Origin of the sequence: Catellatospora methionotrophica (assembly GCF_011297335.1) — a bacterium.
In the GTDB taxonomy this organism is placed as follows: domain Bacteria; phylum Actinomycetota; class Actinomycetes; order Mycobacteriales; family Micromonosporaceae; genus Catellatospora; species Catellatospora methionotrophica.
Map to the genome: position 1 here is coordinate 35,310 of NZ_JAAOTJ010000009.1, position 22,887 is coordinate 58,196.

Below are 22,887 nucleotides of genomic sequence, written 5' to 3' on the forward strand. Positions count from 1 at the left end.
GCGGAGCGGGCGCAGGGGCGCCGTTCGGCTCCTGGCGACGCCGGAGGCGGCGCTATGAGCTCCGACGGCAGCCAACGCGCGGTGCCGTACTACTGCCCGTTCTGCGGCGAGGAGGCCTTCCTCCGGCCGCACGCGGGTCCCGAGAACGAGGACGCAGAGCCCGCCAGCACACACGGGCAGTGGGAGTGCCGAGCATGCCGCAGGGTTTTCGCGCTGAAGATGATCGGACTGCTGGGGAGGGTGACGCCATGACAGTCGACGTGCGACGTTCCACCGCCGAGCTGATGGACCTGGCCAGCCGGGCCGGAGCCGAGCTGGAGGGCGCGCCGGCCGAGGAGATCATCGGGTGGGCCGCCGAGACGTTCGGGCCCCGCTTCTGCGTCACCAGCTCCATGGCCGACGCGGTGCTGGCCCACGTGGCCGCGCGGGTGGTGCCCGGCATCGAGGTCGTCTTCCTCGACACCGGCCTGCACTTCCCGGAGACGCTGCGGGTACGCGACCAGGTCGCCCGCACCATCCCGGTGACCGTGGTGACGGTGCGGCCCGAGATCAGCGTCGAGGAGCAGGACGAGCGCTTCGGCCCCCGGCTCTACTCCCGCGACCCCGACTCGTGCTGCTACCTGCGCAAGGTCAAGCCGCTGGAGGACGCGCTGGCGGGGTACGACGCGTGGGCGGCGGGCCTGCGCCGCGACGAGTCGCCGACCCGGGCCAACACCCCCGTCGTGCACTTCGAGCAGGCCCGCGGCAAGGTCAAGGTCAACCCGCTGGCCACCTGGACCACCGACGAGGTCGACCAGTACATCGCCCGCTACGACATCCCGGTCAACCAGCTGCTCAACCAGGGCTACGGCTCGGTCGGCTGCTGGCCGTGCACCCGGCGCATCCAGCCGGGTGAGGACGCCCGTGCCGGTCGCTGGGCCATGTTCGACAAGACCGAGTGCGGTCTGCATGCGGCCTGATCCGGCGGCGGCCGGCACCGCGGCGGCGCCCGTGGTGCTGGTCGCGCACGGCTCCCGCGACCCGCGGGCGCAGGCGGCGACCCGGGCGCTGGCCCGGGGCGTCGCGGCTGGGCGCCCCGGACTGGACGTGCGGGTGGCGTTCCTGGAGCTGGCCGACCCGCGCCCGGCCGACGTGCTGGGCGCGCTGCGGGCGGCGGGGGAGCCCGCTCCCGTGGTCGTCCCGCTGCTGCTGACCCGGGCGTACCACGGACGGGTGGACCTGCCCGCCCAGGTCGCCGGGTTCGACTGCGTCATCGCCGACACGCTGGGCGAGGTGTCCGAGCCGCTGCTGGCCGGGCTGACCCGGCGGCTGCACGAGGCGGTGACCCGCTACGACGCGGTGGTGCTCGCCGCGGCGGGCACGAGCGTGGCGTCAGGCCGGGCCATGGTCGACGAGGTAGCCGGGGCGCTCACCTCGCGGCTGGGCGTGCCGTGCGTGGCGGCGTACGCCAGCGCGGCCGCGCCCACCGGTGGCGAGGCCGTCGCCGCGCTGCGGGCCCGTGGGGCACGCCGGGTCGCGGTGGCGTCGTACTTCCTCGCGCCCGGCCGGTTGCACGAAGCCGTGCTCGCCGACGCCCGCACGGCGGGTGCGATCGGGGCGGCAGCCCCGCTGGGAGCGTCGAGAGAGCTCGTACGCCTCGTCCTGCAACGCGTGGACGCCATTGCTCCGCGACGCGCCCTGCTGGCCGTCTGAGCGGGTTTCCGCAGCTCTTAACCCCGCGTGAGCCCCCGCTCACAGACCGTTTCGCTCGGTGTGGTAGCCGGGTCCGGACAACGTAAAAGCCCCGGAGCAGCGGCGCTCGGGGCTTTCTACGTTGTGCGGTGAGGCGTAGCGGTTTCGCGGGTGCTCAGAGCGAGTGTGCGCGGACCCGAAGGCCGCCGCGGCGCTTGACTGCGCGCCGCTCCTCTTCGCTCATCCCACCCCAGACACCCGCGTCCTGCCCGGTCTCCAGCGCCCACTTGAGGCACTCGGTGGAGACGGGGCACCGCCCGCACACCTTCTTGGCCTGTTCGACCTGAAGTAGCGCAGGGCCAGACGTCCCAATGGGGAAGAACAGCTCCGGGTCTTCGTCGCGGCAGACCGAATGGTGGCGCCAGTCCATGGCGGAAACACTCCTTGTGATGGCAGTGGAAATTGCTAACGCTTGGTTTGGTACGTTCGGGCTTCTCTGTATGCGAACGCGCGTGAAGCGATTTGGATGCGATCCGACTTGGTTACGGACCGCTACCGAAATCAGCAGCGCGTGTATGAGCAACAGCTTCAGCGCTCGGTACGCTTGTGAATGCTTTCACGAACTCCAGCGATGTCAAGGGGGGTGCCGGAAATTAGGACAGACGGGTGAGCAAGCTCACGACCGTTTTGTCCGGATCACCGGGCGTTACCCTTGCCCCCGACAACCGACAGTCAGTGATCAATGTAGTACGGGGCGTAATAGGCCACCAGTATTTCCAGCGTGTGTCACCTGTGCCCATTGACACACATCTGCTCCGCGCAGCCTTTCGGCAGCGACTCTTAGCAGATTACGCGCAGTGCCCCGGGCACCGCGGTGAATTTCACCTTTTCGCGTTCGCCTAAGTAGTCCCCGTCGAGTTGGAACGCCTGGGGGGTGGCGCAACGGATGACGAACTCCGCCAGATCGTGGCGCACCATGATCTTCTTTCCGGTGACATCGCCCCGTTCGTCGGGGTCGTCCGGCTGGTGGGCCACCATCTGCGTGACCGTATGGAGGGTGCTCGGCAGGTGGAGGGCTTGCAGCGCAAGCACATCGAGCCCCCCGTCGAAGGACGCGCGCGGGCTGGCGTGGATCGGCCGGTCCCCCAGATAGGTCCACGGAGCGGTGTTCTGCACGATCACGTTGGCCAGGCCGCCCGACGGCTCCGCGCCCGGCTCCTCCAGCACGATGCCCGGTTCGCGGCGGCCCTCGACGAAGTACTGCCCCAGCGTGGAGCGCAGATAGAGACCGGGAGTGGAGCGGCGGCCCTTGCGCCGCGCCCGCTCGACCCGGCGCACCACGGCGGCGTCGAGGCCCAGGCCCGCGCAGAAGGTGAAGTAGCGGTCGTCGGCCAGCCCGAGGCTGACCCGGCGGCTGGTGCCCCGGCGCAGCGCCTTGAGGATCACCGAGGTGGCGTCGACGGCCTGGCGCGGCAGGCCCAGGGCGCGTACGAAGACGTTGGTCGACCCGCCCGGCACCACGGCCAGCGCCGGGGCGTCCGCGCCCCGCTGGGCCGCCATCAGGCCGTTGACGACCTCGTTGACGGTGCCGTCCCCGCCCAGGGCGACGACCACGTCCACGCCCCCGGCCGCGGCGTCACGGGCGAGGTCGAAGCCGTGGCCGCGGCGGCGGGTGAAGCCCAGGGTCAGCTCCATCTCGCTGCGCAGCGCGCCGGCCAGCACCTCGCGGGTGCGGGCGGACGTGGTGGTCGCCTTGGGATTGACGACGAGCAGACCTCGCATGACCGGGAATGTACCGGGTGCGGTGACCTCGCGTTACGCCGCCCGTACGCGGCGAGACGATGGCCACCACAGGTTCGCTAGGGTGTCATTCATGTCCGCCGCCGAGACGACCATCGCCCGCCCGCCCGCCACCCTGTACGGCGCGGTGGCGCTGATGGGGCTGCAGGCGCTCGCGGTCACCGTGCTGGGCGCGGTGCTGATCTACGCCGACCTGACCGCCGACGCCGCCGATCTCCGGCTAGCCCTCGGCGTGACAGTGTTCGCCCTGGCCATCGGGGGCAGCCTGGGGGCCCTGGCCCGCGCGCTGACCCGCCGCCGCCCCGGTGCCCGCGGGCCGTCGCTGGCGCTGGAGCTGATGCTCTGCGCCCCGGCCTACTTCATGATCAACGGCGGTATGCCCCAGCTCGGCTGGACCGTCCTGATCACCGCCGTCGCCGTTATGGCCCTCATCCTGGCCCCCGCCACCACCCGCTGGCTCGGCTGGAACCCGCGCTGACCGCAGCGGCACCGCCGCCCACCGGGCGGGGCGGTGGCGGCCCCGGGCGGGGTGGTGGCGGCCCCGGGCAGGGTGATGATCGCTGTTTGCGGGCAAAAGCCGAGGTTGGACCGCAGATCTTGGCACCAGACAGCGATCTTCGGCCGGATCGCGCCTTCTGAGGGGCGCGAGCGGGGCCGGGTGGATCAGGAGGTGGGAAGCTCGGTGATCAGGCGGATCGTGGCGCGGCCGTCGGCCTGCTCGGCGTCGACGCGTGAGGTCAGGCCGCTGAGGACCTTCCAGGCGAACGCGGACTGGTCCGGGAGTTTCTTCTTGCCGTTGACGGGGGCGGAGATGGCCACCGTCAGCTCGGTGTCGCCGATCTCGAAGCGGCAGTGCAACTGCCCGCCGGGCGGGGCGATGACCAGCAGCATCGCGCACGCCTCATCGACGGCGATGCGCAGATCCTCGATCTTGTCGCCCGCGAAGCGCAGCCGGGCGGCGAGGCCCGCGGTCGCTGTGCGCAGCACACCCAGCCAGCCGCCGTCGGCAGGCACGGTGACAGCGACGACGTTGTCGGTAAGCGCCGTCGCCGCCGATTGCAGAATCTGACTCACCTGGCCCAACCCCCCGCGCGGAGCCTAGCTCATAGCCGGGCGGTTGTGCGCATTCGTCGTCCGGTGATGCCGGGTGGCCGTCCGGGCCACCCGGCATACGTCGGCGCTGACGTTCAGGCTCAGGCCTGCTTGGTCTCCCAGAAGATCTTCGAGATCTCCTCGATCTTGCCCAGCAGCTGCTCGGCCACGGCCGGGTCGGCCTGGCCCTTCGTGCCACCGGCGCCGGCCAGCTTGGTGGCCTCGTTGAACAGCTGGTTCAGGTTCGGGTACTTCTCGAAGTGCGGGGCCTTGAAGTAGTCGGTCCACAGCACCCACAGGTGGTGCTTGACCAGCTCGGCCCGCTGCTCCTTGATGATCAGCGCCCGGGTGCGGAACTCCGGGTCCGTGTTGGCCTGGTACTTCTCGCAGATGGCCTTGATCGACTCGGCCTCGATCCGGGCCTGGGCCGGGTCGTAGACGCCACACGGCAGGTCGCAGTGAGCGCTGACCACCGTGCGCGGCTTCAGGCTGCGTCCTTTCAAGAACTGCATCAGGATCCTCCATGAGGTACGTGGTCTGAACGGGACAATGATCCCCTTGCGACCCTACTCCGCCGGGGAGGCTCACTTGCGCTGGCCGCTGTTTCCCGTACTAGTTCATGGCCCGTCCATGGCGCCGACGCTGCGGCACGGCGACATGCTGCTCGTGCGCCGTGGCGGGCGGCCCGTGCGGACGGGCGACGTGGTGGTCGCCCGGTTCCGCTCCCGTCCCGGCCTGCTGGTCGTCAAGCGCGTACGCCGGGCGCAGGACGGCGGATGGTGGCTGATCGGCGACAACGGCCTGGTCACCGACGACTCCCGGGCGTACGGCGTGGCGGACGTGGTCGGCCGGGTGCTCTGCCGGTACTGGCCGCGTCCGGGCCGGCTGGACCGCGGTGCCGGGTCCGCCGATGAGTGAGGTGACGTGAACCGGACAGCGTCCCCACCAGGTGTGAAATGGTCCACGCCCGGCCGCCCCGATCGTTGATCAAGTGCAGGCCCGGGTCTAGACTCCTGACCTCGGGAGAACCCCGTGACCTCGCCGCGCCGTGTCAACGCTGACCCGTCGTTGAACCGACTCGGCTCGAGTGCGTCGTCATAGTGGAGTTCAAAGTGGATCATCCAGCGTTCGAGCGGCACCGGGGCGGCAAGATGACCGTCGCCAGCACGGTGCCCCTGAGTACCCGAGAAGACCTGTCCCTGGCCTATACGCCCGGCGTGGCGCTGGTGTGCGAGGCGATCGCCGAGAACCCGGCCCTGATGGACGACTACACCTGGGTCGGCCACACCGTCGCGGTGGTGACCGACGGCTCGGCGGTGCTCGGCCTGGGCAACATCGGCCCGCGCGCGGCGATGCCCGTGATGGAGGGCAAGGCCATCCTGTTCAAGCAGTTCGGCGGGGTCGACGCGGTGCCGGTGTGCCTGGACACCCAGGACGCCGACGAGATCGTGTCGATCGTCAAGGCGCTCGCGCCCAGCTTCGGCGGCATCAACCTGGAGGACATCGCCGCGCCGCGCTGCTTCGAGATCGAGCGGCGGCTGGTCGAGGCGCTGGACATCCCGGTGTTCCACGACGACCAGCACGGCACGGCGGTGGTCGTGTTCGCGGCGCTGCGCAACGCGGCGACCCTGCTCGACCGTAAGCTGTGCGACCTGCGCGTGGTCGTCTCGGGTGCGGGCGCGGCCGGGGTCGCGGTCACGAAGATGCTGATCGCGGGTGGGGTCGAGGCGTCCGCGGTGGTCGTCTGCGACTCGCGCGGCGCGATCCACGCCGGGCGGGCCGACCTCGTGCCCGGCTCGGCCAAGGCCGAACTGGCCGAGCGGACCAACGCGGCCGGGGTGACCGGCGGCATCGAGGCGGCGCTCGACGGCGCGGACGTGCTCATCGGCGTCTCCGGTGGACAGATCCCCGAGCGGGCGGTGGCGGGGATGGCCCCCGGCGCGATGATCTTCGCGCTGGCGAACCCGACGCCCGAGGTGCACCCCGATGTGGCCAACCGGTACGCCGCCGTGGTGGCCACCGGCCGCAGCGACTTCCCGAACCAGATCAACAACGTGCTGGCCTTCCCCGGCATCTTCCGCGGCGCGCTCGAAGCCCGCGCGACCCGGATCACCGAGGGCATGAAACTCGCCGCCGCGACCGCCATCGCCGACGTGGTCGCCGACGAGCTCTCCGCCGAGGCCATCGTGCCCAGCGCGCTCGACCCGCGGGTCGCCCCCGCCGTGGCCGCCGCCGTCGCCGACGCCGCCCGCCGCGAGGGCGTGGTACGCGCCTGACCGGCCCCGAGCTGCGGTTTCGGGAAAACTGTGGCTACCGGGCTGGGGATGGCTGCAGTTTTGCCGAAACCGCAGGCCGCCTGCCTCCTTAACGGAGGCTCAGGGTGGGCGGGGGTGGAGTCGGGGTGGCTGTTAGCGTCGAGGGATGCGTGCTGTCTATGCCGAGTCGATCAATCCGGACAACCCGCTGGCGGGGCTTGTGGTGGGGGAGCGGCCTGAGCCGCAGGTCGCCGAAGGGTGGACCACCGTACGGGTGATGGCCAGTGCGCTGAACCATCACGACCTGTGGTCGCTGCGGGGGGTGGGGCTGCCCGCCGAGCGGTTGCCGATGATCCTGGGCTGCGACGCCGCCGGGATCGACGAGGACGGCAACGAGGTCGTCGTACACGCGGTGGTCGGCGACGCGGCCGCCGGGGACGGCGATGAGACGCTGGACCCGAAGCGCTCCCTGCTCTCCGAGCGCCACCAGGGCACGCTGGCCGACCTGGTGACGGTGCCCCGGCGCAACCTGGTGCCCAAGCCCGAGGGCATGACCTTCACCGACGCGGCGTGCCTGCCGACGGCCTGGCTGACGGCGTACCGCATGCTGACCACGCGCGGGCGGCTGCAGGCCGGCGGTAGCGTGCTGGTGCAGGGCGCGGGCGGCGGTGTGGCGACCGCGGCCGTGGTGCTGGCCCAGGCGCTCGGCGCGCGTGTCTACGCGACCAGCCGGGACGCGGCCAAGCGCGAGAACGCGGCCGGGCTGGGCGCGACCGTGCTGACCCCGGGCGAGCGGCTGCCCGAGCGCGTCGACGTGGTGATCGAGACCGTCGGCGAGGCCACCTTCGACCACTCCGTCAAGAGCACCAGGCCGGGTGGCCGGATCGTGGTGTCCGGCTCGACCTCCGGGCACCTGGCCACGGTGGACCTGCGCCGGATCTTCTTCCTGCAGCAGGAGATCGTCGGCTCGACCATGGGCAGCCGCGACGAGCTGGCGGCGCTGCTGGAGCTGATGGCCGCCCGGAAGATCGCGCCGGTGGTGGACACCGTCTTCGACTTCGCCGACGCCCGCGGGGCCTTCGAGCGGATGGCCGCGGGCGCGGGCTTCGGCAAGATCGTGCTCGATCACCAGGCCTGAGACCGGCTCAGGTGCGCGGGGTCGGCGACGGCTCCGCGGTGGTCGCCGTCAGCCCGCCCCACGGGTCGCGGCAGACGTAGCTCAGATCCGCGTGGATCCAGCGGGCGTCGTTGTCGCGCAGCACCGGGCGGGCGCAGTGCAGACAGGGCGAGACCCGGGGGTACGCCGCCCGGCCGCCCTCCCCGATTCGTGGCGCCTCGGTCCGGCCCGCTCTGCCGTCCTGCTCCCCGACAGCGCTCGCCACCATGATCGGCTCGTGCACGCACCCTCCCCAGAGACCTGCCCGCTGATCGGGCATGTTCATCAACAATGTTGATGATGGTCTGTCCGATCAGGATGCGCAAGCCCGGATCTCAGGCGGTCGGCCATTCGCGCGCCAGCACCGACCAGAACTCGCTGTCATAGCGCCTGCCGCGGTACGGGAAGGACTCGCGCAGCACACCCTCCCGGGTCATGCCCAGCCGGGCCGCGACGGCCAGGCTGCGGGCGTTGTCCGGCCGGGTCACCCACTGCACCCGGCTCAGGCCGCGCTCGCCGAACGCCCAGTCCAGCATCGCCCGGCACGCCCGGGTGACGAGCCCCCGGCCCTGTCCGGCCGGCTCCAGCCATACCCCGATCTCGCCGTTGCCGGACTCGGCGTCCATGCCGAACAGCATGGTGCCGCCCACCAGCGTGCCGTCCAGCCAGATGCCGGCGATGCGGCCGGTGCCCGCGGCGTTCATGTCGGCGTAGCGCTGCAGCGTGGCGCGGGCCGAGTCCAGATCGGTCGAGCGGCTCGCCCACGGGATCCACGGGTCGACGTCGTCGCGCGCGCGGTCGATGTGTGCCAGGAACTCCTCGGCCTGCCACGGTTCGAGCGGCCGCAGCTCTGCGCCGTCGCCGAGGGGGAGTGCGAACATGCCGGTCCTCTTTCGCTGCTGGTTGATCACGACGCTGGCCATTGTGCCCCATCCGAGGTTCCGTCGAACCAGTCCGAAACGGTTTCAAACGGCGCTAGTCTGGCGTCGGGTCGTGATCGATCAGAGACACGGGGGTACTGATGAACCAGCCTCAGGACAAAGAGGGTCACCTGGAGAACCTGGAGCATGAGGCCGCGGGCTTCATGAACCCGTTCAACTGGGGCAAGAAGAAGAAGGAAGAGGAGGAGGCGAAGAAGGCGCAGGAGGCCCAGGCCCAGGCCCAGGCCAAGGCGCAGGCCGCCCCGCCGCAGGCCGCGCCCGCCCCGCCACCGGCGGCCGCGCCGCCGATCACCGAACCGGCCGCGACCACGCCCAAGCCCGCGCCGCCGCCCGCGGCCGCACCGAAGCCACAGGCACCGCCCGCGGCCAAGGCCGAGCGCACGTACAAGGTGAAGTCCGGCGACACGCTGTGGGACATCGCCGCGCAGTACTACGGCGACGGCCGGCAGTACATGAAGATCGCCAAGGCGAACAACATCGCCAACCCGAACCTGATCAACGTCGGCGTGGTCCTGAAGATCCCCGACTGAGTACGCGGAGCACCCGGCGGCGGGCCCGACGGCCCGCCGCCGTGCCGTGCCCTCAGCGGGTCAGCAGCTCCGCGGTCTGGTTGGCGATCTCCAGCTCCTCGTCGGTGGGCACCACGCAGACGGCCACCGCCGCGCCCTCGGGCGAGATCAGCCGCTCCCCGCGCTCGCCGGAGCCGTTACGCGCGGGGTCCACCGCGATGCCCATCGCCTCCAGGCCGGACAGCGAGGCCGCCCGCACCGGGGCGGCGTTCTCGCCCACGCCCGCCGTGAAGGTGATCGCGTCGACCCGGCCCAGCAGCGCGTAGTAAGCGCCGACGTAGGCCTTCACCCGGTCGCAGTACACGTCGAAGGCCAGCGCGGCCGCCTCGTCGCCGGCGTCGCGGCGGCGCAGCACCTCACGCATGTCGTTGTCCCCGCACAGGCCCTTCAGGCCGCTGCGCTGGTTCAGCAGGTCGTCGATCGCCTCGAACGACATCCCGGCCACCCGGTGCAGGTGGAACACCACCGCGGGGTCGATGTTGCCGCTGCGGGTGCCCATCACCAGGCCCTCCAGCGGGCTCAGGCCCATGCTGGTGGCGAAGCTCAGCCCACCGCGCACCGCGCAGGCGCTGGCCCCGTTGCCCAGGTGCAGCGAGATCACGTTGAGCCCGGCCGGGTCCCGGCCCAGCAGCTCGGCGGTCCGGTGCGACACGTACGCGTGGGACGTGCCGTGGAAGCCGTAGCGGGCGATCCCGTTCTCCTGCGCCACCTCGACGTCGATGGCGTACATCGCCTGCGCGGGCGGGATCGTCCGGTGGAACGCCGTGTCGAAGACGGCGACCTGCGGCACCCCCGGCAGCATCTCGCGGGCGATCGCGATGCCCTCCAGGTTCACCGGGTTGTGCAGCGGTGCGAGCGGCACCAGCCGGGTCACCGCGTCCAGCACCTCGTCGTCGACCAGCGTCGGCGTCGTGAAGCGCAGCCCGCCGTGCACCACCCGGTGCCCGACCGCGTCCACGTCGGAGACGTCCGTCGTGAACAGCACCTCGCGGACCGCCTGGGCGCAGTCGGTGACCCGTTCGATCAGCCCGCCGTCGATAGGCTTGCCGTCGGCGTACAGGCCCCACTTCACCGAGGCCGAGCCGCAGTTGAGCACGAGGATCTTCATGAGACCACCTGAGACTGGATCGCGGTGATGGCCACGGTCGAGATGATGTCGCGCACCGTCGCGCCGCGCGACAGGTCGTTGACCGGCTTGCGCAGACCCTGCATGACCGGGCCCACCGCGACCGCGCCCGCCGAGCGCTGCACGGCCTTGTACGTGTTGTTGCCCGTGTTCAGGTCCGGGAAGATCAGCACGGTGGCCCGCCCGGCGACCTCGCTGCCCGGCAGCTTCGTCGCGGCGACGCTCGGGTCGACCGCCGCGTCGTACTGGATCGGCCCCTCCACCGGCAGATCCGGGCGGCGCTCGCGGACCAGCTTGGTGGCCAGCGCGACCTTGTCCACCTCGGCGCCCTGCCCCGAACCGCCGGTCGAGTAGGACAGCATCGCCACCCTCGGCTCCACCCCGAACCGGGCCGCCGTCTCCGCCGACGACAGCGCGATGTCGGCCAGCTGCTCGGGGGTCGGATCGGGATTGATCGCGCAGTCGCCGTACACCAGCACGTGGTCGGCCAGGCACATGAAGAACACGCTCGAGGCGACCCCGACCCCCGGCTGCGTCTTGATGATCTCGAACGCCGGGCGGATCGTGTCGGCCGTCGGGTGCACCGCGCCGGAGACCATCGCGTCGGCCCGGCCGGTGTGCACCATCATCGTGCCGAAGTAGTTCACATTGGTCATCAGGTCGTACGCGATGTCGCGGGTCATGCCCTTGTGCGCGCGCATCCTGGCGTACTCGGTCGCGAACTCCGACCGCCAGCGGGCGTCCGCCGGGTTCACCAACCGCGCGTCGCCCAGGTCCAAGCCCAGCTCCCGCGCCTTCTGCTCGATCTCGTCCACCGGCCCGAGCAGGGTCAGATCGCACACGCCACGCCGGTTCAGCGCCTCGGCGGCCCGCAGGATGCGCTCCTCGACCCCCTCCGGCAGCACCACGTGGCGGCGGTCGGCACGGGCCCGTTCGATCAGCTCGTACTCGAACATCAGCGGCGTGACGCGGTCCGGCCGGCTCAGGTCCAGCCGCCCGGCCAGCTCGATCGAGTCCACGTGCGACTCGAACAGGCCCAGCGCCGCGTCGACCTTGCGCTGGTTGTCGCCGCGTAGGCGGCCCTCCAGGCCGGTCAGCGCCGCGACCGTGTCGTAGCTGTCCGACGGCACCGTGAAGATCGGCAGTTCCACGCGGAACCGGCTCACCAGCGCCACCACCCGCGGATCGGGCTCCACGCCCAGCGTCAGCAGCAGCCCCGACACCGCGGCCTGCCCGCCCAGGTGCGCGGCGAACGTCGCCACGATCAGATCCGCCCGGTCGCCCGGCGTCACCACCAGGCAGTTGTCCCGCAGATGCTCCAGGAACGTCGGCACCGACGCCGCGCCCACCACGGCACTGACCACGTCGCGGGCCAGCGCGCCCGGCGTCGCGCCGTGCACCGGCGTGGCCTGCAACGCGGCGGCCACCTCGGCGACCGTCGGCGCGGCGATCGCGGGCAGCAGCGGGATGGCGTACACCGGCACGGGCAGCGACGGCAGGCGCGAGTCCGCGCCCGGCGCCACCCGATTGGCGATCACCGCCAGCACCGGCAGCTCGTCACAGGCGTAGTAGGCGGCGCGCACGGCGTCGGCGATGTCACCGGAGTCGCGGCGGTGCCCGTTGACCACGGGCAGCACCGACGCGCCCAGCTCGCCCGCGATCCGCAGGTTCAGCTGCAACTCCTCGGGCAGCGAAGGCTCGTCGTGGCCCTCGCCCAGGGTGCGGCCGAAGTCGGTGCCCACCACGATCACGGCGTCGCAGGAGCGCTCCAGCGCGTGGTAGTGCTCCAGGATCTCGCCGACCAGGTCGTCGACCCGGTGCGCGCCCAGCAGCTCCGACGCGTGCTGGTAGCTCGGCCCGGCCGCGCCGACGGTGCCGTAGCGGCTGCGCAGCAGCGCCACGATCGGGTCGGTCTCGCCGTCGTCACGGGTCAGCGGGCGGAACACGCCCAGCCTGCGTACGCGTCGGCTGAGCAGTTCCGCCAGGCCCAGCGCCACGGCAGACTTGCCGCCGCCCGCCTCGACGCCGGTCACATATACGCCACGAGCCACAGTCATACCGTACGGCCTGCGCCGGGTTCGAGTCCTCGGGGTGACCGGAACCTAGCCGTTGATCTGCAATCGGCGGCGGCGGATCGTGTCCTGGGCAACCGCGACGACATACGGCCCTTCAGCGCGCCCGGCCATGGTGAAGATCTGTGCCTGGTGGTGCAGGAAGAGACGACCGGCGTCGTGCCCGGTCAAACGCGCGTTGGCCAGGCCGAAGATACGGGCGCTCGTCCTGCGCACGGCTTCGGCCTCCAGCGGGTTCCGGGCGATGGCGAGGTCCTTGCACAGGATCACCTCGTCACGTTCGGCAGCCTCGGCTATCCAGTCGACGTCGGCGACCGCCTGGCTCTGCTCGAACCCGTATCGCTCGTCCATCGTCGTGAGCTGCCATCCGGCCGCCCGCAGCAGTTGAGGAACCACCCGGGAGCCCAGACCGCGATCGAGAAAGAAGAGAAGTGGCGCGGGGGTGGACGCCGACATGGACTCCTAACCGGCGCCTGCTAGGGACACGACCTCCGAGGGATCGAGGCCGTAGTCGTCGGCGACGTCAGCGGGACTCTCTCCGGCCCGCACCCGTCCCAGCACGTCGGCCACCCGCACGCCGCGTCGGCGCAGGGTGGGCAGACCGCCGTTGATGAGCGGGTCAGCGATGACGTCAGCCTGGTAGCTGGGGAGCCGGATCGCGCTGATCCAGCCGTTGCGGTAGGTGACCCGCTTCAGGAACTGCTCGACGACCGGCCGGAAGACCTGCTGCCCGCTGCGCACGACGACCAGTCCCTCGATCGCCTCGCGGGCGTCGTCGTCGTCGCCGTGGTGGGCGAAGTCGTACAGCACCTCGGCCCCGTCGGTCATGAGCCGTTCGCTCGCCAGGGCCTGCGGCAGACCCAGGTGCTCGTCGAGCCATTTGACGGCCGGACGGATCCGCAGGACGGGCACGCCCGCCTCTTTGAAGGCCAGCAGGGCGTATGCCTCGGCGAGGCCGACGAAGGGCAGCACGGCCCGGCTGCCCGGCCGTTTCGCCGAGCTGGTGACGAGCGGGTAGGCGACCGAGGGCGGCGCGTCCGCGCGCTTGAGCACGTAGCCGGTTGCCCAGTTGTGCAGGGTGTTGGGAGGCATGCCGAGCATCCGCGCGCCGTCGGCGAACGAGTAGATCGGCGTGGTGAGGTGCCGGTCCAGCGTCGCCGCGGTCATCGATGCACCTCGCCTCCGCACCAGGTCCGACGACGTGCGTCGTCGTCGATACGCACATTACCGGGGGCGGACGCCACCCGTCACACGTGAATGCTCAAGCGGGGAACATCGCTACTCTTCGTCCTCGTCGAGGCGGGCGAGCCAGGTGGCGAAGCGCTCGACGGGGGTCTCGAACTCGGGGTTCAGGTCGATGAAGTCGCGCAGGCGCTCGGCCAGCCACTCCAGGGTGACCTGCTCGTCGCCCCGGCGCTCGACCAGCTCCTCGATGCCGCGATCGGTGAAGTACATGAGGTCCTCCGGAAAAGGGCCGCCGTCCCCGCCCCGCGCCTGCGGGCCGGGGACGGCGGTCATCTGTCGTGCGGTGTTCAGGAGCGGGGCAGCGCCGCCTCCAGCAGCGCGGCCTGCTCGACGTCGTGCAGCTTGGTGGAGCCCACGGCCGGGGCCGCGGCAGCGGGGCGGGAGATGCGGCGCATGCGCACCCCGTCCAGGTGCTCCAGCAGGTTCAGGGCGACGAACGACCAGGCGCCCTGGTTGGCCGGCTCCTCCTGCACCCAGCAGAAGTCCTCGGCGGCGGCGTACTTGGCCAGCTCGGCCTTCAGTTCGTCGACGGGCAGCGGGTAGAGCTGCTCCAGGCGGATGATCGCGGTGTCGGTGACGCCGCGCTCCTGCCGCGCCTGGACCAGGTCGTAGTAGACCTTGCCCGAGCACAGCAGCACCCGCTTGACCTGCGCCGGATCGATCTGCCCGGTCTCGCCGATCACCGGCTGGAAGGTGCCCTCGGTGAAGTCGGCGACCGACGACACCGCGAGGCGGTGGCGCAGCAGCGACTTCGGCGTGAAGACCACCAGCGGCTTGCGCTTGGCCGACAGCGCCTGGCGGCGCAGCAGGTGGAAGTGGCTGGCCGGGGTCGACGGGATGGCCACCCGCATGTTGTCCTCGGCGGCCAGCTGCAGCCAGCGCTCCGGGCGGCCCGAGGTGTGGTCGGGGCCCTGGCCCTCGTGGCCGTGCGGCAGCAGCACGACCAGGCTCGACTGCTGGCCCCACTTGACCTCGCCCGAGCTGATGAACTCGTCGATGACCGACTGCGCGCCGTTGACGAAGTCGCCGAACTGCGCCTCCCAGAGCACGAGCGCGCTGGGGTCCTCGACGGAGTAGCCGTACTCGAAGCCGAGCGCGGCGTACTCGCTCAGCAGCGAGTCCTGGGCGTGGAAGCGGGCGTCGTCGGCGGCCACGGCGGTGGCGGGCAGGAAGTCCGCGCCGGTCTGCGCGTCGACGATGGCCGCGTGCCGCTGCACGAACGTGCCGCGGCGCGAGTCCTGGCCGGACAGGCGCACGGTCACGCCCTGGGCCAGCAGCGAGGCGAACGCGATGATCTCGCCGAAGCCCCAGTCGATGTCGCCCTCGACGGCCATCTTGGCGCGCTTGTCCAGCAGCTGCTGGATGCGCTTGTGCGGGGTGAAGCCCTCGGGCAGCGTGGTGTGCGCCTCGCCGATGCGGCGGACCAGGTCGGTCGGGATCGCGGTGGCGACGCTCGGCTCGGGCAGCACCTCGCGGGCGCGGGTGAGCCGGCTGGACACCCCGGCGACGGCGTCGCGGGTGGCCTTGAAGACCGTCTCCAGCTGCGTCTGGTAGTCGCGCAGCGCCTCCTCGGCCTGCTCGACGGTGATGTCGCCGCGGCCGATCAGCTCCTCGGTGTAGAGCTTGCGCACCGAGCGCTTGGTGTCGATGATCTGGTACATCAGCGGGTTGGTCATCGAGGGGTCGTCGCCCTCGTTGTGACCGCGCCGCCGGTAGCAGACCATGTCGATGACGACGTCCTTGTTGAACTCCTGGCGGTACTCGAACGCCAGGCGGGCCACCCGGACGACCGACTCGGGGTCGTCGCCGTTGACGTGGAAGATCGGCGCCTGGATCATGCGCGCGACGTCGGTGCTGTACAGCGACGAGCGGCTGTACTCCGGGGCGGTGGTGAAGCCGACCTGGTTGTTGACGACGACGTGCACCGAGCCGCCGGTGCGGTAGCCGCGCAGCTGGGACAGGTTCAGCGTCTCGGCGACCACGCCCTGGCCGGCGAACGCGGCGTCGCCGTGGATCAGCAGCGGCAGCACGGTGTAGCCGTGCAGGCCCAGGTCGAGGCGGTCCTGCTTGGCCCGGACGATGCCCTCCAGCACCGGGTCCACGGCCTCCAGGTGCGACGGGTTGGCCGCCAGCGACACGGTGGTGGTGAACTGCCCGTCCGGCGAGGTGAACTTGCCGGTGGAGCCCAGGTGGTACTTCACGTCGCCGGAGCCCTGCGCGGTCTTCGGGTCGAGGTGCCCCTCGAACTCACCGAAGATCTTCTCGTACGGCTTGCCGACGATGTTGGCGAGCACGTTGAGCCGGCCGCGGTGCGCCATGCCGATGACGACCTCGTCGAGGCTGCTCTCGGCGGAGGCCTGCAGGATCTCGTCGAGCAGCGGGATCAGCGACTCGCCGCCCTCCAGCGAGAAGCGCTTCTGGCCGACGTACTTGGTCTGCAGGAAGGTCTCGAAGGCCTCGGCGGCGTTGAGCCGGCCCAGGACGTGCTTCTGCTCCTCCGGGCTGGGCTTGGTGTACTTGCGCTCGACCCGCGCCTGGATCCAGTTGCGCTCCTCCGGGTCGGTGATGTGCATGTACTCCACGCCGACGCGGCGGCAGTAGGAGTCGCGCAGCACGCCCAGGATGTCGCGCAGCTTCATCACGTCCTTGCCGGCGAAGCCGCCGACGGGGAACGTGCGGTCGAGGTCCCAGAGGGTCAGGTCGTGCTGGCGCACGTCCAGGTCCGGGTGCTTGCGGATCATGAACTCCAGCGGGTCGGTGTCGGCCATCAGGTGGCCCCGGACCCGGTAGGAGTGGATCAGCTCGATGACCCGCGCGGCCTTGTCGATCTGGCCCTCGGAGGTGTGCGCGATGTCGCGCACCCAGCGGACCGGCTCGTACGGGATGCGCAGCGCGGTGAAGATCTCGTCGTAGAAGCCGTGCTCGCCGAGCAGCAGCTCGTGCATGACCTTCAGGAACTCACCGGACTGCGCGCCCTGGATGACCCGGTGGTCGTAGGTGCTGGTCAGCGAGATGATCTTGCTGACGGCCATGTCGGCCAGCTGCTGCTCGCTCATCCCGGAGAACGGCGCCGGGTACTCCATCGCGCCGACGCCGATGATGGCGCTCTGGCCCTGCATCAGGCGCGGGATCGAGTGCACGGTGCCGATGCCGCCGGGGTTGGTCAGCGACGTCGTGGTGCCCGTGTAGTCGTCCATGGTCAGCTCGTTCTTGCGAGCCCGGCGCACCACGTCCTCGTACGCCTGCCAGAACTGGCGGAAGTCCATCTGCTCGCAGCCCTTGATGGACGGCACCACCAGGTTGCGGGTGCCGTCGGGCTTGGCCAGGTCGATGGCGATGCCGAGATTCACGTGCTCCGGCTTGACCAGCGACGGCTTGCCGTTGACGACGGCGAAGTGGTTGTTCATCTCGGGGTGCATGCCGATGGCGCGGACCATGGCGTACCCGATGAGGTGGGTGAAGCTGACCTTGCCACCGCGACCGCGGGTCAGGTGGTTGTTGATCACGATGCGGTTGTCGGAGATCAGCTTCGCGGGGACGGCGCGCACGCTCGTGGCGGTCGGCACCTCCAGCGAGGCGTCCATGTTCTCGACGATCTTGGCCGCGATGCCGCGCAGCGGCACGACCTGCGCCCCGGCGGGCGCGGGCTTCTCGGCGGGCTTGGCCTGAGCCGGGGCCGGCTTCGCCGCGACGGGCGCGACGGGCGCGGGTGTGGCGGCGGGGGCGGCTACCGGAGCGGGGGCCGGGGCAGCGGCGGCCGGAGCGGGCTGCGCGGGGGCAGCGGGCTGCGCGGGCGCGGCGGGCTTGGCGGCAGCCGGCTTGGCCGCGGCGGGCGCGGTGTCGGCCGGCTTGTAGTCGGCGAAGAAGTCGTGCCACGCCGGATCGACGCTGGTCGGGTCGGCGAGGTACCGCTGGTACATCTCCTCCACGATCCACTCGTTCGGACCGAAGCTCGCCAGTGGGTTGTCCTGAACTGAGCGTCCAGTCGGGCCGGCGCCCGATGTGTGCTGGGTCGACACGGGTTCTTTCGCCTCTTCCGCACGTCTTTAACGAGTACTCAGAAAACCGGCTCCCAGGCTACGCGGTGCGCTGTGGCGCGGCACTCGCGGCACGGCTCCGTGTCGCATGACACACGCCGTCCTATGCGCGACAGTACGCCCGGGGCGGAACCGCAGCTCGGCGGTGACCCACGGCACAGCCGTCAGCCGGGGACCGCGATCCAGGTGGCCTCGGCCCGCGCGAGCAGGGAACCGTCGGGGGCGTACAGCGACGAGCGGACCAGCGCCTTGCGCCCCTCCCGGTGCACCGGCTGCCCGACGACCACGCACTCGTCGTCGGCTTCGGGCAGCCCGTCCACCGCCACGGCGTACCGGCCGAGCACGAAGGCCTGGTCCCGGTCGATGACGGCCCAGCCGCCGGGGCAGTCCAGGGCGGCCCACACCACGGTCGGCGACACGTCGGCCGGCACCACGAACGTGGCCGCGGTCCGGCCGTCGGGCAGCCGCCCGGGGAAGATGCGCAGCCCGTCCGCGCGCTGCGGCCCGCAGACGAAGCAGGTCGGGAACGGGTGGTCGGTGTGCCCGGCGTAGCGACCGGAGGCGGCCAGCGCCTCGGTGCGGCTCACCGGCGGCACCGCCGGGATGTCGTCGGCGCGCGGAGCGGCGGACGCGATCAGGGTGTCCTGATCGAGCACCGCCCAGCCGTCCCCGGTCGCGGTGACCGCCAGCGCGACGTCCAGCGGCGGCGGCTTGCGCAGGGTGATCTCGACCAGTCCGCTCCGCACGCCGACAGCCCCCGCGACCAGGCCACTCGTCCAGCCGCCGTTGCCGGAGCCGGGCGGTCCGTTGTGCCGGGCGTCGATCACCAGGGAGGTCATGCCGTCAAGCCTCTCACTCTTCATGTGCCGGTCATCCAGCACGGGCCCAGGTGTCAAGCAGGGCTTCTACACAGGGCACATGACGACGATGTTGCTTACCGCCGCCCCCACGGGCTACTCCGCGCTGATCGCCGGGGACGCGGCCACTGTCGAGGCGGCGCAGCGGCTGCGCTACCGCGTTTTCGCCGAGGAGATGGGCGCCCGGCTTCCCGACACGGGAGGCCTGGACGTCGACGAGTTCGACGCGTACTGCGATCACCTGGTGGTGCGGGAGGACCGCACCGGCGAGATCGTCGGTACGTACCGGCTGCTGCCCCCGCAGCGGGCGATCTGGCTGGGCCGCCGCTACGGCGACAGCGAGTTCGACCTGACCGCGCTCACCGTACTGCGCGACCAGCTGGTCGAGGCCGGACGCAGCTGCGTACACCCCGACCACCGCACCGGCGCCGTGATCAACCTGATGTGGGCCGGTATCGCCAAGTACCTGGACCGGATGGGCCACCGCTGGCTCGCGGGCTGCGCCTCGGTGCCGCTGGCCGACGGCGGCGCGCAGGCGTCGCAGGTGTGGGACCTGGTGTCCCGCAAGCACCTGGCTCCGCCGCAGCTGCGCGTGGTGCCGCGCACCCCGTGGCAGGCGCTGCCCGTCGAGCGTCCGGCGACCATCGCCGCCGCGCCGCCGCTGCTGCGCGGTTACCTGCGGCTGGGCGCGTGGGTCGCCGGTGCGCCCGCGTACGACGAGTCCTTCGGGGTGGCCGACTTCTACGTCCTGCTCGGCCTGGACCGGATCGACCCGCGCTACCTCAAGCACTTTCTCGCCGCGTGAGCGGCTCGCGACAGGGGTGACACCGTGCAAGAGATGAGAACGGCGCCGCGGACGGCGACTCCGCCCGCGGCGCGGGTCCGCCCTGCCGCGCCGCCACGCATACCCGGCGACCAGCTGTGGCGGCCGTACGCGGACTGCGGGCGGCAGTGCGGGGGCGACGGTGGGCCGCGGGTCGGCCGGCTGCGCCAGACGCTACGGGCCGTGGCGGGCGGGCTGGTGCTGCTGCTCGGCACGCTGCTGCCCTGGCGGGCCGACCTGCTGGCGCGGGCGCTGCTGCGGGCGCTGGGCATCCGGCTGCGGGTGACCGGGCCGGGCGTCGCGCCGGGCGCGCTGCTGGTCGGCAACCACGTGTCCTGGCTGGACATCGTGGTGATGACGGCGCTGAGCCGCCGCGCCGGCGGGCTGCGCATGGTGGCCAAGACCGAGGTCGCCACCTGGCCGGTGATCGGGCGGATCGCCCGGCGCCAGCGGACGATCTTCGTGGACCGGGCCCGGCCCCGGGCGCTGCCGGGCACGGTCGCGCAGGTGGCGGTGGCGTTGCGGGCGGGACAGGCGGTGCAGGTGTTCCCCGAGGGCACCACCACCTGCGGCCCGCACCCGGTCCCGTGGCGCGCGGCGTTCCTCCAGGCCGCGATCGACGCGGACGCGCCGGTGCAGACCATCACCCTGCGGTACGCCCACCCGGCGGCGGCCTTCGTCGGCGACGACACCCTGGTCGTATCGCTGCGCCGGGTGCTCGCCGCCCGGGGCATGTCCGCGGCCGTGCTGCTGGGCGCGCCACGCCCGGCCGACGCGCCGCGCCGCGAACTGGCCGCCCGCCTGTCCCACGCCGACCTGGAGCACGCGGAACCGGGGCGATAGTTCCGAATTCAGGCTATTCGCCGGGTTCTGTCGCCGAATTCACAGGAAGCGTTCAGGGTATCCACAGCGCCGGGCGAGCGATCCGGCGCAGGATGGGGGACATGCCTGAGGCGAATCTGCTCGTGGTCGAGGATGACCCGAACATCCTGGAGCTGCTGTCGGCCAGCCTGCGTTTCGCGGGCTTCGAGGTCAAGGCGGTGGGCGACGGCGCGACCGCGCTCGACGCCGCCGCGAAGGCGCGGCCCGACCTCGTCGTGCTCGACGTGATGCTGCCGGACCTGGACGGCTTCGAGGTGATCAAGCAGCTGCGCCAGGACCGCGGTCGCGTGCCGGTGGTGTTCCTGACCGCGCGCGACGCCACCGACGACAAGATCCGCGGGCTGACCCTGGGCGGCGACGACTACGTCACCAAGCCGTTCAGCCTGGAGGAGCTGACCGCCCGCATCCGCGCGGTGCTGCGGCGCACCAGCGGCGAGACCGACTCGCCCAAGCTCACGTTCGCCGACCTGGAGCTGGACGAGGAGACCCACGAGGTGCGCCGGGCGGGCAACCTGGTGCAGCTCTCACCGACCGAGTTCAAGCTGCTGCGATACCTGATGCTCAACCCGAACCGGGTGCTGTCCAAGGCGCAGATCCTCGACCACGTGTGGAACTACGACTTCCGCGGCGACGACAACATCGTCGAGTCGTACATCTCGTACCTGCGCCGCAAGGTGGACAACGTCTCGCCCCGGCTCATCCAGACCCTGCGCGGCGTCGGTTACGTCCTGCGCAAGCCGACGTCGTGAGGCTCCCGCGGCTCACCCGCGACCAGCCGTTGCGGGTGAAGCTGACGGCGTACACGATGTTGCTGCTGGTCCTGGCGATCGTGCTGATCGGGGTGGCCAGCCACCTCGCGATGCGGCGCTACCTGACCGACCGGGTCGACAGCGACCTGGCCGGAGCCCGGCTGCTGCTGGAGAGCGAGATGTCCAAATCGTCCCGCCCCGGCACCAGCACCGAGGTCTTCCTGCCGAGCGACTTCATCATCGGCTGGGAGAAGGCGGGACCGCTGCCCGACGGCGAGGACCCCTGGGGGTACGAGAAGCCGCCGAACGTGACCCCGCAGGACCTGCCGCAGCTGCCGTCGCCGAGTGAGCTGCGTGGCCGGGCCGGTGAGTACTTCACGGTCAAGGCCCGCGACGGCGCGCCGCACTGGCGGGTGATGGTGGGTGAGCTGAAGTTCCGTGGCGGCCCCACCGGAGTCCTCATCGTCGCCGAGCGCACCACCACCATCGACGCCGCGGTGCACCGCCTGCTGTGGATCAACATCTACGGCGGCGCGGCGGTGCTCATCCTGGCCGCGATGATCGGAACGGAGCTGGTCCGGCGCAGCCTGCGGCCGCTGGCGGCGATCGAGAAGACGGCCAAGGCGATCGCCGGCGGCGACCTGACCCAGCGCGTGCCCGACCCCGAGGAGGGTTGCGTCACGCCCCGGACCGAGGTCGGCTCGCTGGCCCGCGCCCTCAACGCGATGCTGGCGCAGATCGAGACCGCGTTCAGGGCCCGCGCCGCGTCGGAGACATCGGCCCGTGCTGCCGAGACCTCGGCCCGCGACGCCGCCGTGGCGGCGCAGGTCTCCGAGGGACGCGCCCGCCGCTCCGAGGAGAAGATGCGGCGCTTCGTCGCCGACGCCTCGCACGAACTGCGTACGCCGCTGACCACCATCCGCGGCTTCGCCGAGCTCTACCGGCAGGGCGCGGCCCGCGCGCCCGAGGAGACCGCGTCGCTGGTCAGGCGGATCGAGGACGAGTCCCAGCGGATGGGCCTGCTCGTCGACGACCTGCTGCTGCTGGCCCGGATGGACCAGGAGCGCCAGTTGCACCCGGCCCCGGTCGAGCTGCGCGTGCTGGCCGTGGAGGCGGTGCAGGCCGCCCGCGTGATGGACCCCGACCGGCCGATCGAGCTGGTCGTCGCGCCGCACGCCGGCCACCTGGTGGTCGCCGGGGACGACGCCCGGCTGCGGCAGGTCATCGGCAACCTGATGAGCAACGCGCTGGCGCATACGCCGGCGGGCACCCGGGTGCAGTTGCGGCTGCGTACCGAAGCGGGGCAGGCTGTGCTGGAGGTGGCCGACGAGGGCCCCGGCCTCGACCCGGCCCAGCGGGACCGGGTGTTCGAGCGGTTCTACCGCGCGGACCCCGCCCGGACCCGGCGCGCCAACGGCGACGTCAGCACCGGACTCGGCCTGGCCATCGTGGCCGCGCTGGTCGAGGCGCACCGGGGCACCATCGAGGTGGACAGCGAGCCCGGCAAGGGCGCCGTGTTCCGGGTGCGGGTGCCGCTGGTAGAGGTCGACGACGATGCCGATGATCAGTCCGACAGCACGTCGCAGCAGGTGGACGCCTGATGAACCGTGCT

At 71.6% G+C, this 22,887-nt stretch carries 24 protein-coding genes; 11 read left to right on the top strand and 13 right to left on the bottom strand.

Annotated elements, in window-relative coordinates; genetic code table 11:
- Positions 1 to 248 precede the first annotated feature (248 nt).
- Both HAV40_RS20750 and HAV40_RS20755 read left to right on the top strand, forming a co-directional pair.
- The gene (locus HAV40_RS20750) at positions 249 to 959 is read left to right on the top strand and encodes a phosphoadenylyl-sulfate reductase (protein WP_239086478.1); all 711 of its coding nucleotides are present in this window, start codon (positions 249 to 251) and stop codon (positions 957 to 959) included.
- Positions 949 to 1,692, top strand: a complete 744-nt coding sequence (locus tag HAV40_RS20755) for a sirohydrochlorin chelatase (RefSeq protein ID WP_166383757.1) — start codon at positions 949 to 951, stop codon at positions 1,690 to 1,692. The genes HAV40_RS20750 and HAV40_RS20755 overlap by 11 nt, the downstream gene beginning before the upstream one ends.
- 154 nt (positions 1,693 to 1,846) lie before the next feature.
- Here the strand turns inward: HAV40_RS20755 and HAV40_RS20760 are convergent, their stop codons facing one another.
- Positions 1,847 to 2,101, bottom strand: coding sequence for a WhiB family transcriptional regulator (locus tag HAV40_RS20760; protein WP_120318209.1), 255 nt, complete (start codon positions 2,099 to 2,101; stop codon positions 1,847 to 1,849).
- Positions 2,102 to 2,511: 410 nt separating this feature from the next.
- Positions 2,512 to 3,453 (bottom strand): diacylglycerol/lipid kinase family protein, encoded by a 942-nt coding sequence (locus HAV40_RS20765; protein ID WP_166383759.1) that lies wholly within the window; start codon positions 3,451 to 3,453, stop codon positions 2,512 to 2,514.
- Between the two features lie 91 nt (positions 3,454 to 3,544).
- On the opposite strand from HAV40_RS20765, the gene HAV40_RS20770 reads away from it, so the two are divergent.
- Positions 3,545 to 3,949, top strand: a complete 405-nt coding sequence (locus HAV40_RS20770; RefSeq protein ID WP_166383761.1) for a hypothetical protein — start codon at positions 3,545 to 3,547, stop codon at positions 3,947 to 3,949.
- A 185-nt stretch (positions 3,950 to 4,134) separates the two neighbouring features.
- Here HAV40_RS20770 and HAV40_RS20775 read toward each other — a convergent pair whose 3' ends face one another.
- Together HAV40_RS20775 and sodN are read right to left on the bottom strand one after the other, a co-directional pair.
- Complete coding sequence (locus tag HAV40_RS20775; RefSeq protein ID WP_166384133.1) at positions 4,135 to 4,536, bottom strand: ATP-binding protein; 402 nt, start codon at positions 4,534 to 4,536, stop codon at positions 4,135 to 4,137.
- A 128-nt stretch (positions 4,537 to 4,664) separates the two neighbouring features.
- Positions 4,665 to 5,075 carry a superoxide dismutase, Ni gene (gene sodN / locus HAV40_RS20780; protein WP_144122344.1) on the bottom strand — a complete coding sequence of 137 codons (411 nt, stop codon included), beginning with the start codon at positions 5,073 to 5,075 and terminating at the stop codon, positions 4,665 to 4,667.
- Between the two features lie 37 nt (positions 5,076 to 5,112).
- On the opposite strand from sodN, the gene HAV40_RS20785 reads away from it, so the two are divergent.
- The 3 genes from HAV40_RS20785 (at position 5,113) to HAV40_RS20795 (ending at position 7,956) form a co-directional block, all read left to right on the top strand.
- A complete protein-coding gene (locus tag HAV40_RS20785; protein ID WP_166383763.1) occupies positions 5,113 to 5,481 on the top strand; it encodes a S24/S26 family peptidase in 369 nt (122 codons plus the stop codon).
- 233 nt (positions 5,482 to 5,714) lie between these two features.
- Positions 5,715 to 6,839, top strand: a complete 1,125-nt coding sequence (locus HAV40_RS20790; protein ID WP_166384135.1) for an NAD(P)-dependent malic enzyme — start codon at positions 5,715 to 5,717, stop codon at positions 6,837 to 6,839.
- A 145-nt stretch (positions 6,840 to 6,984) separates the two neighbouring features.
- Entirely contained in the window at positions 6,985 to 7,956 is a 972-nt protein-coding gene (locus tag HAV40_RS20795) for a zinc-binding dehydrogenase (RefSeq protein WP_166383765.1), read from the top strand.
- Positions 7,957 to 7,963: 7 nt separating this feature from the next.
- On the opposite strand, the gene HAV40_RS20800 is transcribed toward HAV40_RS20795, so the two are convergent.
- Both HAV40_RS20800 and HAV40_RS20805 read right to left on the bottom strand, forming a co-directional pair.
- A complete protein-coding gene (locus HAV40_RS20800; protein WP_239086476.1) occupies positions 7,964 to 8,218 on the bottom strand; it encodes a hypothetical protein in 255 nt (84 codons plus the stop codon).
- Positions 8,219 to 8,309: 91 nt separating this feature from the next.
- Positions 8,310 to 8,855 (bottom strand): GNAT family N-acetyltransferase, encoded by a 546-nt coding sequence (locus tag HAV40_RS20805; protein ID WP_166383767.1) that lies wholly within the window; start codon positions 8,853 to 8,855, stop codon positions 8,310 to 8,312.
- 140 nt (positions 8,856 to 8,995) lie between these two features.
- On the opposite strand from HAV40_RS20805, the gene HAV40_RS20810 reads away from it, so the two are divergent.
- Positions 8,996 to 9,445 carry a LysM peptidoglycan-binding domain-containing protein gene (locus tag HAV40_RS20810; RefSeq protein WP_166383769.1) on the top strand — a complete coding sequence of 150 codons (450 nt, stop codon included), beginning with the start codon at positions 8,996 to 8,998 and terminating at the stop codon, positions 9,443 to 9,445.
- A 52-nt stretch (positions 9,446 to 9,497) separates the two neighbouring features.
- On the opposite strand, the gene HAV40_RS20815 is transcribed toward HAV40_RS20810, so the two are convergent.
- The 7 genes from HAV40_RS20815 to HAV40_RS20845 all read right to left on the bottom strand — a co-directional run bounded on the left by HAV40_RS20815 (position 9,498) and on the right by HAV40_RS20845 (position 18,803).
- Entirely contained in the window at positions 9,498 to 10,592 is a 1,095-nt protein-coding gene (locus tag HAV40_RS20815) for an acetate kinase (RefSeq protein WP_166383771.1), read from the bottom strand.
- Positions 10,589 to 12,667 (bottom strand): phosphate acetyltransferase, encoded by a 2,079-nt coding sequence (gene pta, locus HAV40_RS20820; protein WP_166383773.1) that lies wholly within the window; start codon positions 12,665 to 12,667, stop codon positions 10,589 to 10,591. The genes HAV40_RS20815 and pta overlap by 4 nt, the downstream gene beginning before the upstream one ends.
- A gap of 45 nt (positions 12,668 to 12,712) precedes the next feature.
- The gene (locus HAV40_RS20825) at positions 12,713 to 13,138 is read right to left on the bottom strand and encodes a PIN-like domain-containing protein (protein ID WP_166383775.1); all 426 of its coding nucleotides are present in this window, start codon (positions 13,136 to 13,138) and stop codon (positions 12,713 to 12,715) included.
- 6 nt (positions 13,139 to 13,144) lie between these two features.
- Positions 13,145 to 13,849, bottom strand: coding sequence for a DUF433 domain-containing protein (locus HAV40_RS20830; RefSeq protein ID WP_166383777.1), 705 nt, complete (start codon positions 13,847 to 13,849; stop codon positions 13,145 to 13,147).
- A 111-nt stretch (positions 13,850 to 13,960) separates the two neighbouring features.
- Positions 13,961 to 14,137 carry a DUF6104 family protein gene (locus tag HAV40_RS20835; protein WP_196279910.1) on the bottom strand — a complete coding sequence of 59 codons (177 nt, stop codon included), beginning with the start codon at positions 14,135 to 14,137 and terminating at the stop codon, positions 13,961 to 13,963.
- A 77-nt stretch (positions 14,138 to 14,214) separates the two neighbouring features.
- Positions 14,215 to 17,946 carry a multifunctional oxoglutarate decarboxylase/oxoglutarate dehydrogenase thiamine pyrophosphate-binding subunit/dihydrolipoyllysine-residue succinyltransferase subunit gene (locus HAV40_RS20840; protein WP_166383779.1) on the bottom strand — a complete coding sequence of 1,244 codons (3,732 nt, stop codon included), beginning with the start codon at positions 17,944 to 17,946 and terminating at the stop codon, positions 14,215 to 14,217.
- Positions 17,947 to 18,128: 182 nt separating this feature from the next.
- Entirely contained in the window at positions 18,129 to 18,803 is a 675-nt protein-coding gene (locus tag HAV40_RS20845) for a hypothetical protein (protein WP_308441045.1), read from the bottom strand.
- Between the two features lie 79 nt (positions 18,804 to 18,882).
- On the opposite strand from HAV40_RS20845, the gene HAV40_RS20850 reads away from it, so the two are divergent.
- From HAV40_RS20850 to HAV40_RS20865, 4 genes are all read left to right on the top strand, one after another.
- Positions 18,883 to 19,626: a GNAT family N-acetyltransferase gene (locus HAV40_RS20850; RefSeq protein ID WP_166383781.1), complete on the top strand. Its 744-nt coding sequence runs from the start codon at positions 18,883 to 18,885 to the stop codon at positions 19,624 to 19,626.
- 33 nt (positions 19,627 to 19,659) lie between these two features.
- Positions 19,660 to 20,487, top strand: a complete 828-nt coding sequence (locus HAV40_RS20855) for a lysophospholipid acyltransferase family protein (RefSeq protein ID WP_166383783.1) — start codon at positions 19,660 to 19,662, stop codon at positions 20,485 to 20,487.
- A 92-nt stretch (positions 20,488 to 20,579) separates the two neighbouring features.
- A complete protein-coding gene (locus HAV40_RS20860; protein WP_166383785.1) occupies positions 20,580 to 21,275 on the top strand; it encodes a response regulator transcription factor in 696 nt (231 codons plus the stop codon).
- A gap of 56 nt (positions 21,276 to 21,331) precedes the next feature.
- Positions 21,332 to 22,876: a sensor histidine kinase gene (locus HAV40_RS20865; protein ID WP_166384141.1), complete on the top strand. Its 1,545-nt coding sequence runs from the start codon at positions 21,332 to 21,334 to the stop codon at positions 22,874 to 22,876.
- Positions 22,877 to 22,887 lie beyond the last annotated feature (11 nt).

Excerpts from the sequence above, each read along its gene's own strand:
- HAV40_RS20835 (WP_196279910.1), bottom strand. The coding sequence starts at position 14,137 with ATGTACTTCACCGATCGCGGCATCGAGGAGCTGGTCGAGCGCCGGGGC.
- HAV40_RS20855 (WP_166383783.1), top strand. The coding sequence starts at position 19,660 with ATGAGAACGGCGCCGCGGACGGCGACTCCGCCCGCGGCGCGGGTCCGC.
- HAV40_RS20845 (WP_308441045.1), bottom strand. The coding sequence starts at position 18,803 with ATGACCTCCCTGGTGATCGACGCCCGGCACAACGGACCGCCCGGCTCC.
- HAV40_RS20765 (WP_166383759.1), bottom strand. The coding sequence starts at position 3,453 with ATGCGAGGTCTGCTCGTCGTCAATCCCAAGGCGACCACCACGTCCGCC.
- HAV40_RS20830 (WP_166383777.1), bottom strand. The coding sequence starts at position 13,849 with ATGACCGCGGCGACGCTGGACCGGCACCTCACCACGCCGATCTACTCG.
- HAV40_RS20850 (WP_166383781.1), top strand. The coding sequence starts at position 18,883 with ATGACGACGATGTTGCTTACCGCCGCCCCCACGGGCTACTCCGCGCTG.
- HAV40_RS20760 (WP_120318209.1), bottom strand. The coding sequence starts at position 2,101 with ATGGACTGGCGCCACCATTCGGTCTGCCGCGACGAAGACCCGGAGCTG.
- HAV40_RS20785 (WP_166383763.1), top strand. The coding sequence starts at position 5,113 with ATGATCCCCTTGCGACCCTACTCCGCCGGGGAGGCTCACTTGCGCTGG.
- HAV40_RS20790 (WP_166384135.1), top strand. The coding sequence starts at position 5,715 with ATGACCGTCGCCAGCACGGTGCCCCTGAGTACCCGAGAAGACCTGTCC.
- HAV40_RS20795 (WP_166383765.1), top strand. The coding sequence starts at position 6,985 with ATGCGTGCTGTCTATGCCGAGTCGATCAATCCGGACAACCCGCTGGCG.
- sodN (WP_144122344.1), bottom strand. The coding sequence starts at position 5,075 with ATGCAGTTCTTGAAAGGACGCAGCCTGAAGCCGCGCACGGTGGTCAGC.
- HAV40_RS20805 (WP_166383767.1), bottom strand. The coding sequence starts at position 8,855 with ATGTTCGCACTCCCCCTCGGCGACGGCGCAGAGCTGCGGCCGCTCGAA.
- HAV40_RS20860 (WP_166383785.1), top strand. The coding sequence starts at position 20,580 with ATGGGGGACATGCCTGAGGCGAATCTGCTCGTGGTCGAGGATGACCCG.
- pta (WP_166383773.1), bottom strand. The coding sequence starts at position 12,667 with ATGACTGTGGCTCGTGGCGTATATGTGACCGGCGTCGAGGCGGGCGGC.
- HAV40_RS20810 (WP_166383769.1), top strand. The coding sequence starts at position 8,996 with ATGAACCAGCCTCAGGACAAAGAGGGTCACCTGGAGAACCTGGAGCAT.
- HAV40_RS20770 (WP_166383761.1), top strand. The coding sequence starts at position 3,545 with ATGTCCGCCGCCGAGACGACCATCGCCCGCCCGCCCGCCACCCTGTAC.
- HAV40_RS20815 (WP_166383771.1), bottom strand. The coding sequence starts at position 10,592 with ATGAAGATCCTCGTGCTCAACTGCGGCTCGGCCTCGGTGAAGTGGGGC.
- HAV40_RS20865 (WP_166384141.1), top strand. The coding sequence starts at position 21,332 with ATGTTGCTGCTGGTCCTGGCGATCGTGCTGATCGGGGTGGCCAGCCAC.
- HAV40_RS20755 (WP_166383757.1), top strand. The coding sequence starts at position 949 with ATGCGGCCTGATCCGGCGGCGGCCGGCACCGCGGCGGCGCCCGTGGTG.
- HAV40_RS20750 (WP_239086478.1), top strand. The coding sequence starts at position 249 with ATGACAGTCGACGTGCGACGTTCCACCGCCGAGCTGATGGACCTGGCC.
- HAV40_RS20825 (WP_166383775.1), bottom strand. The coding sequence starts at position 13,138 with ATGTCGGCGTCCACCCCCGCGCCACTTCTCTTCTTTCTCGATCGCGGT.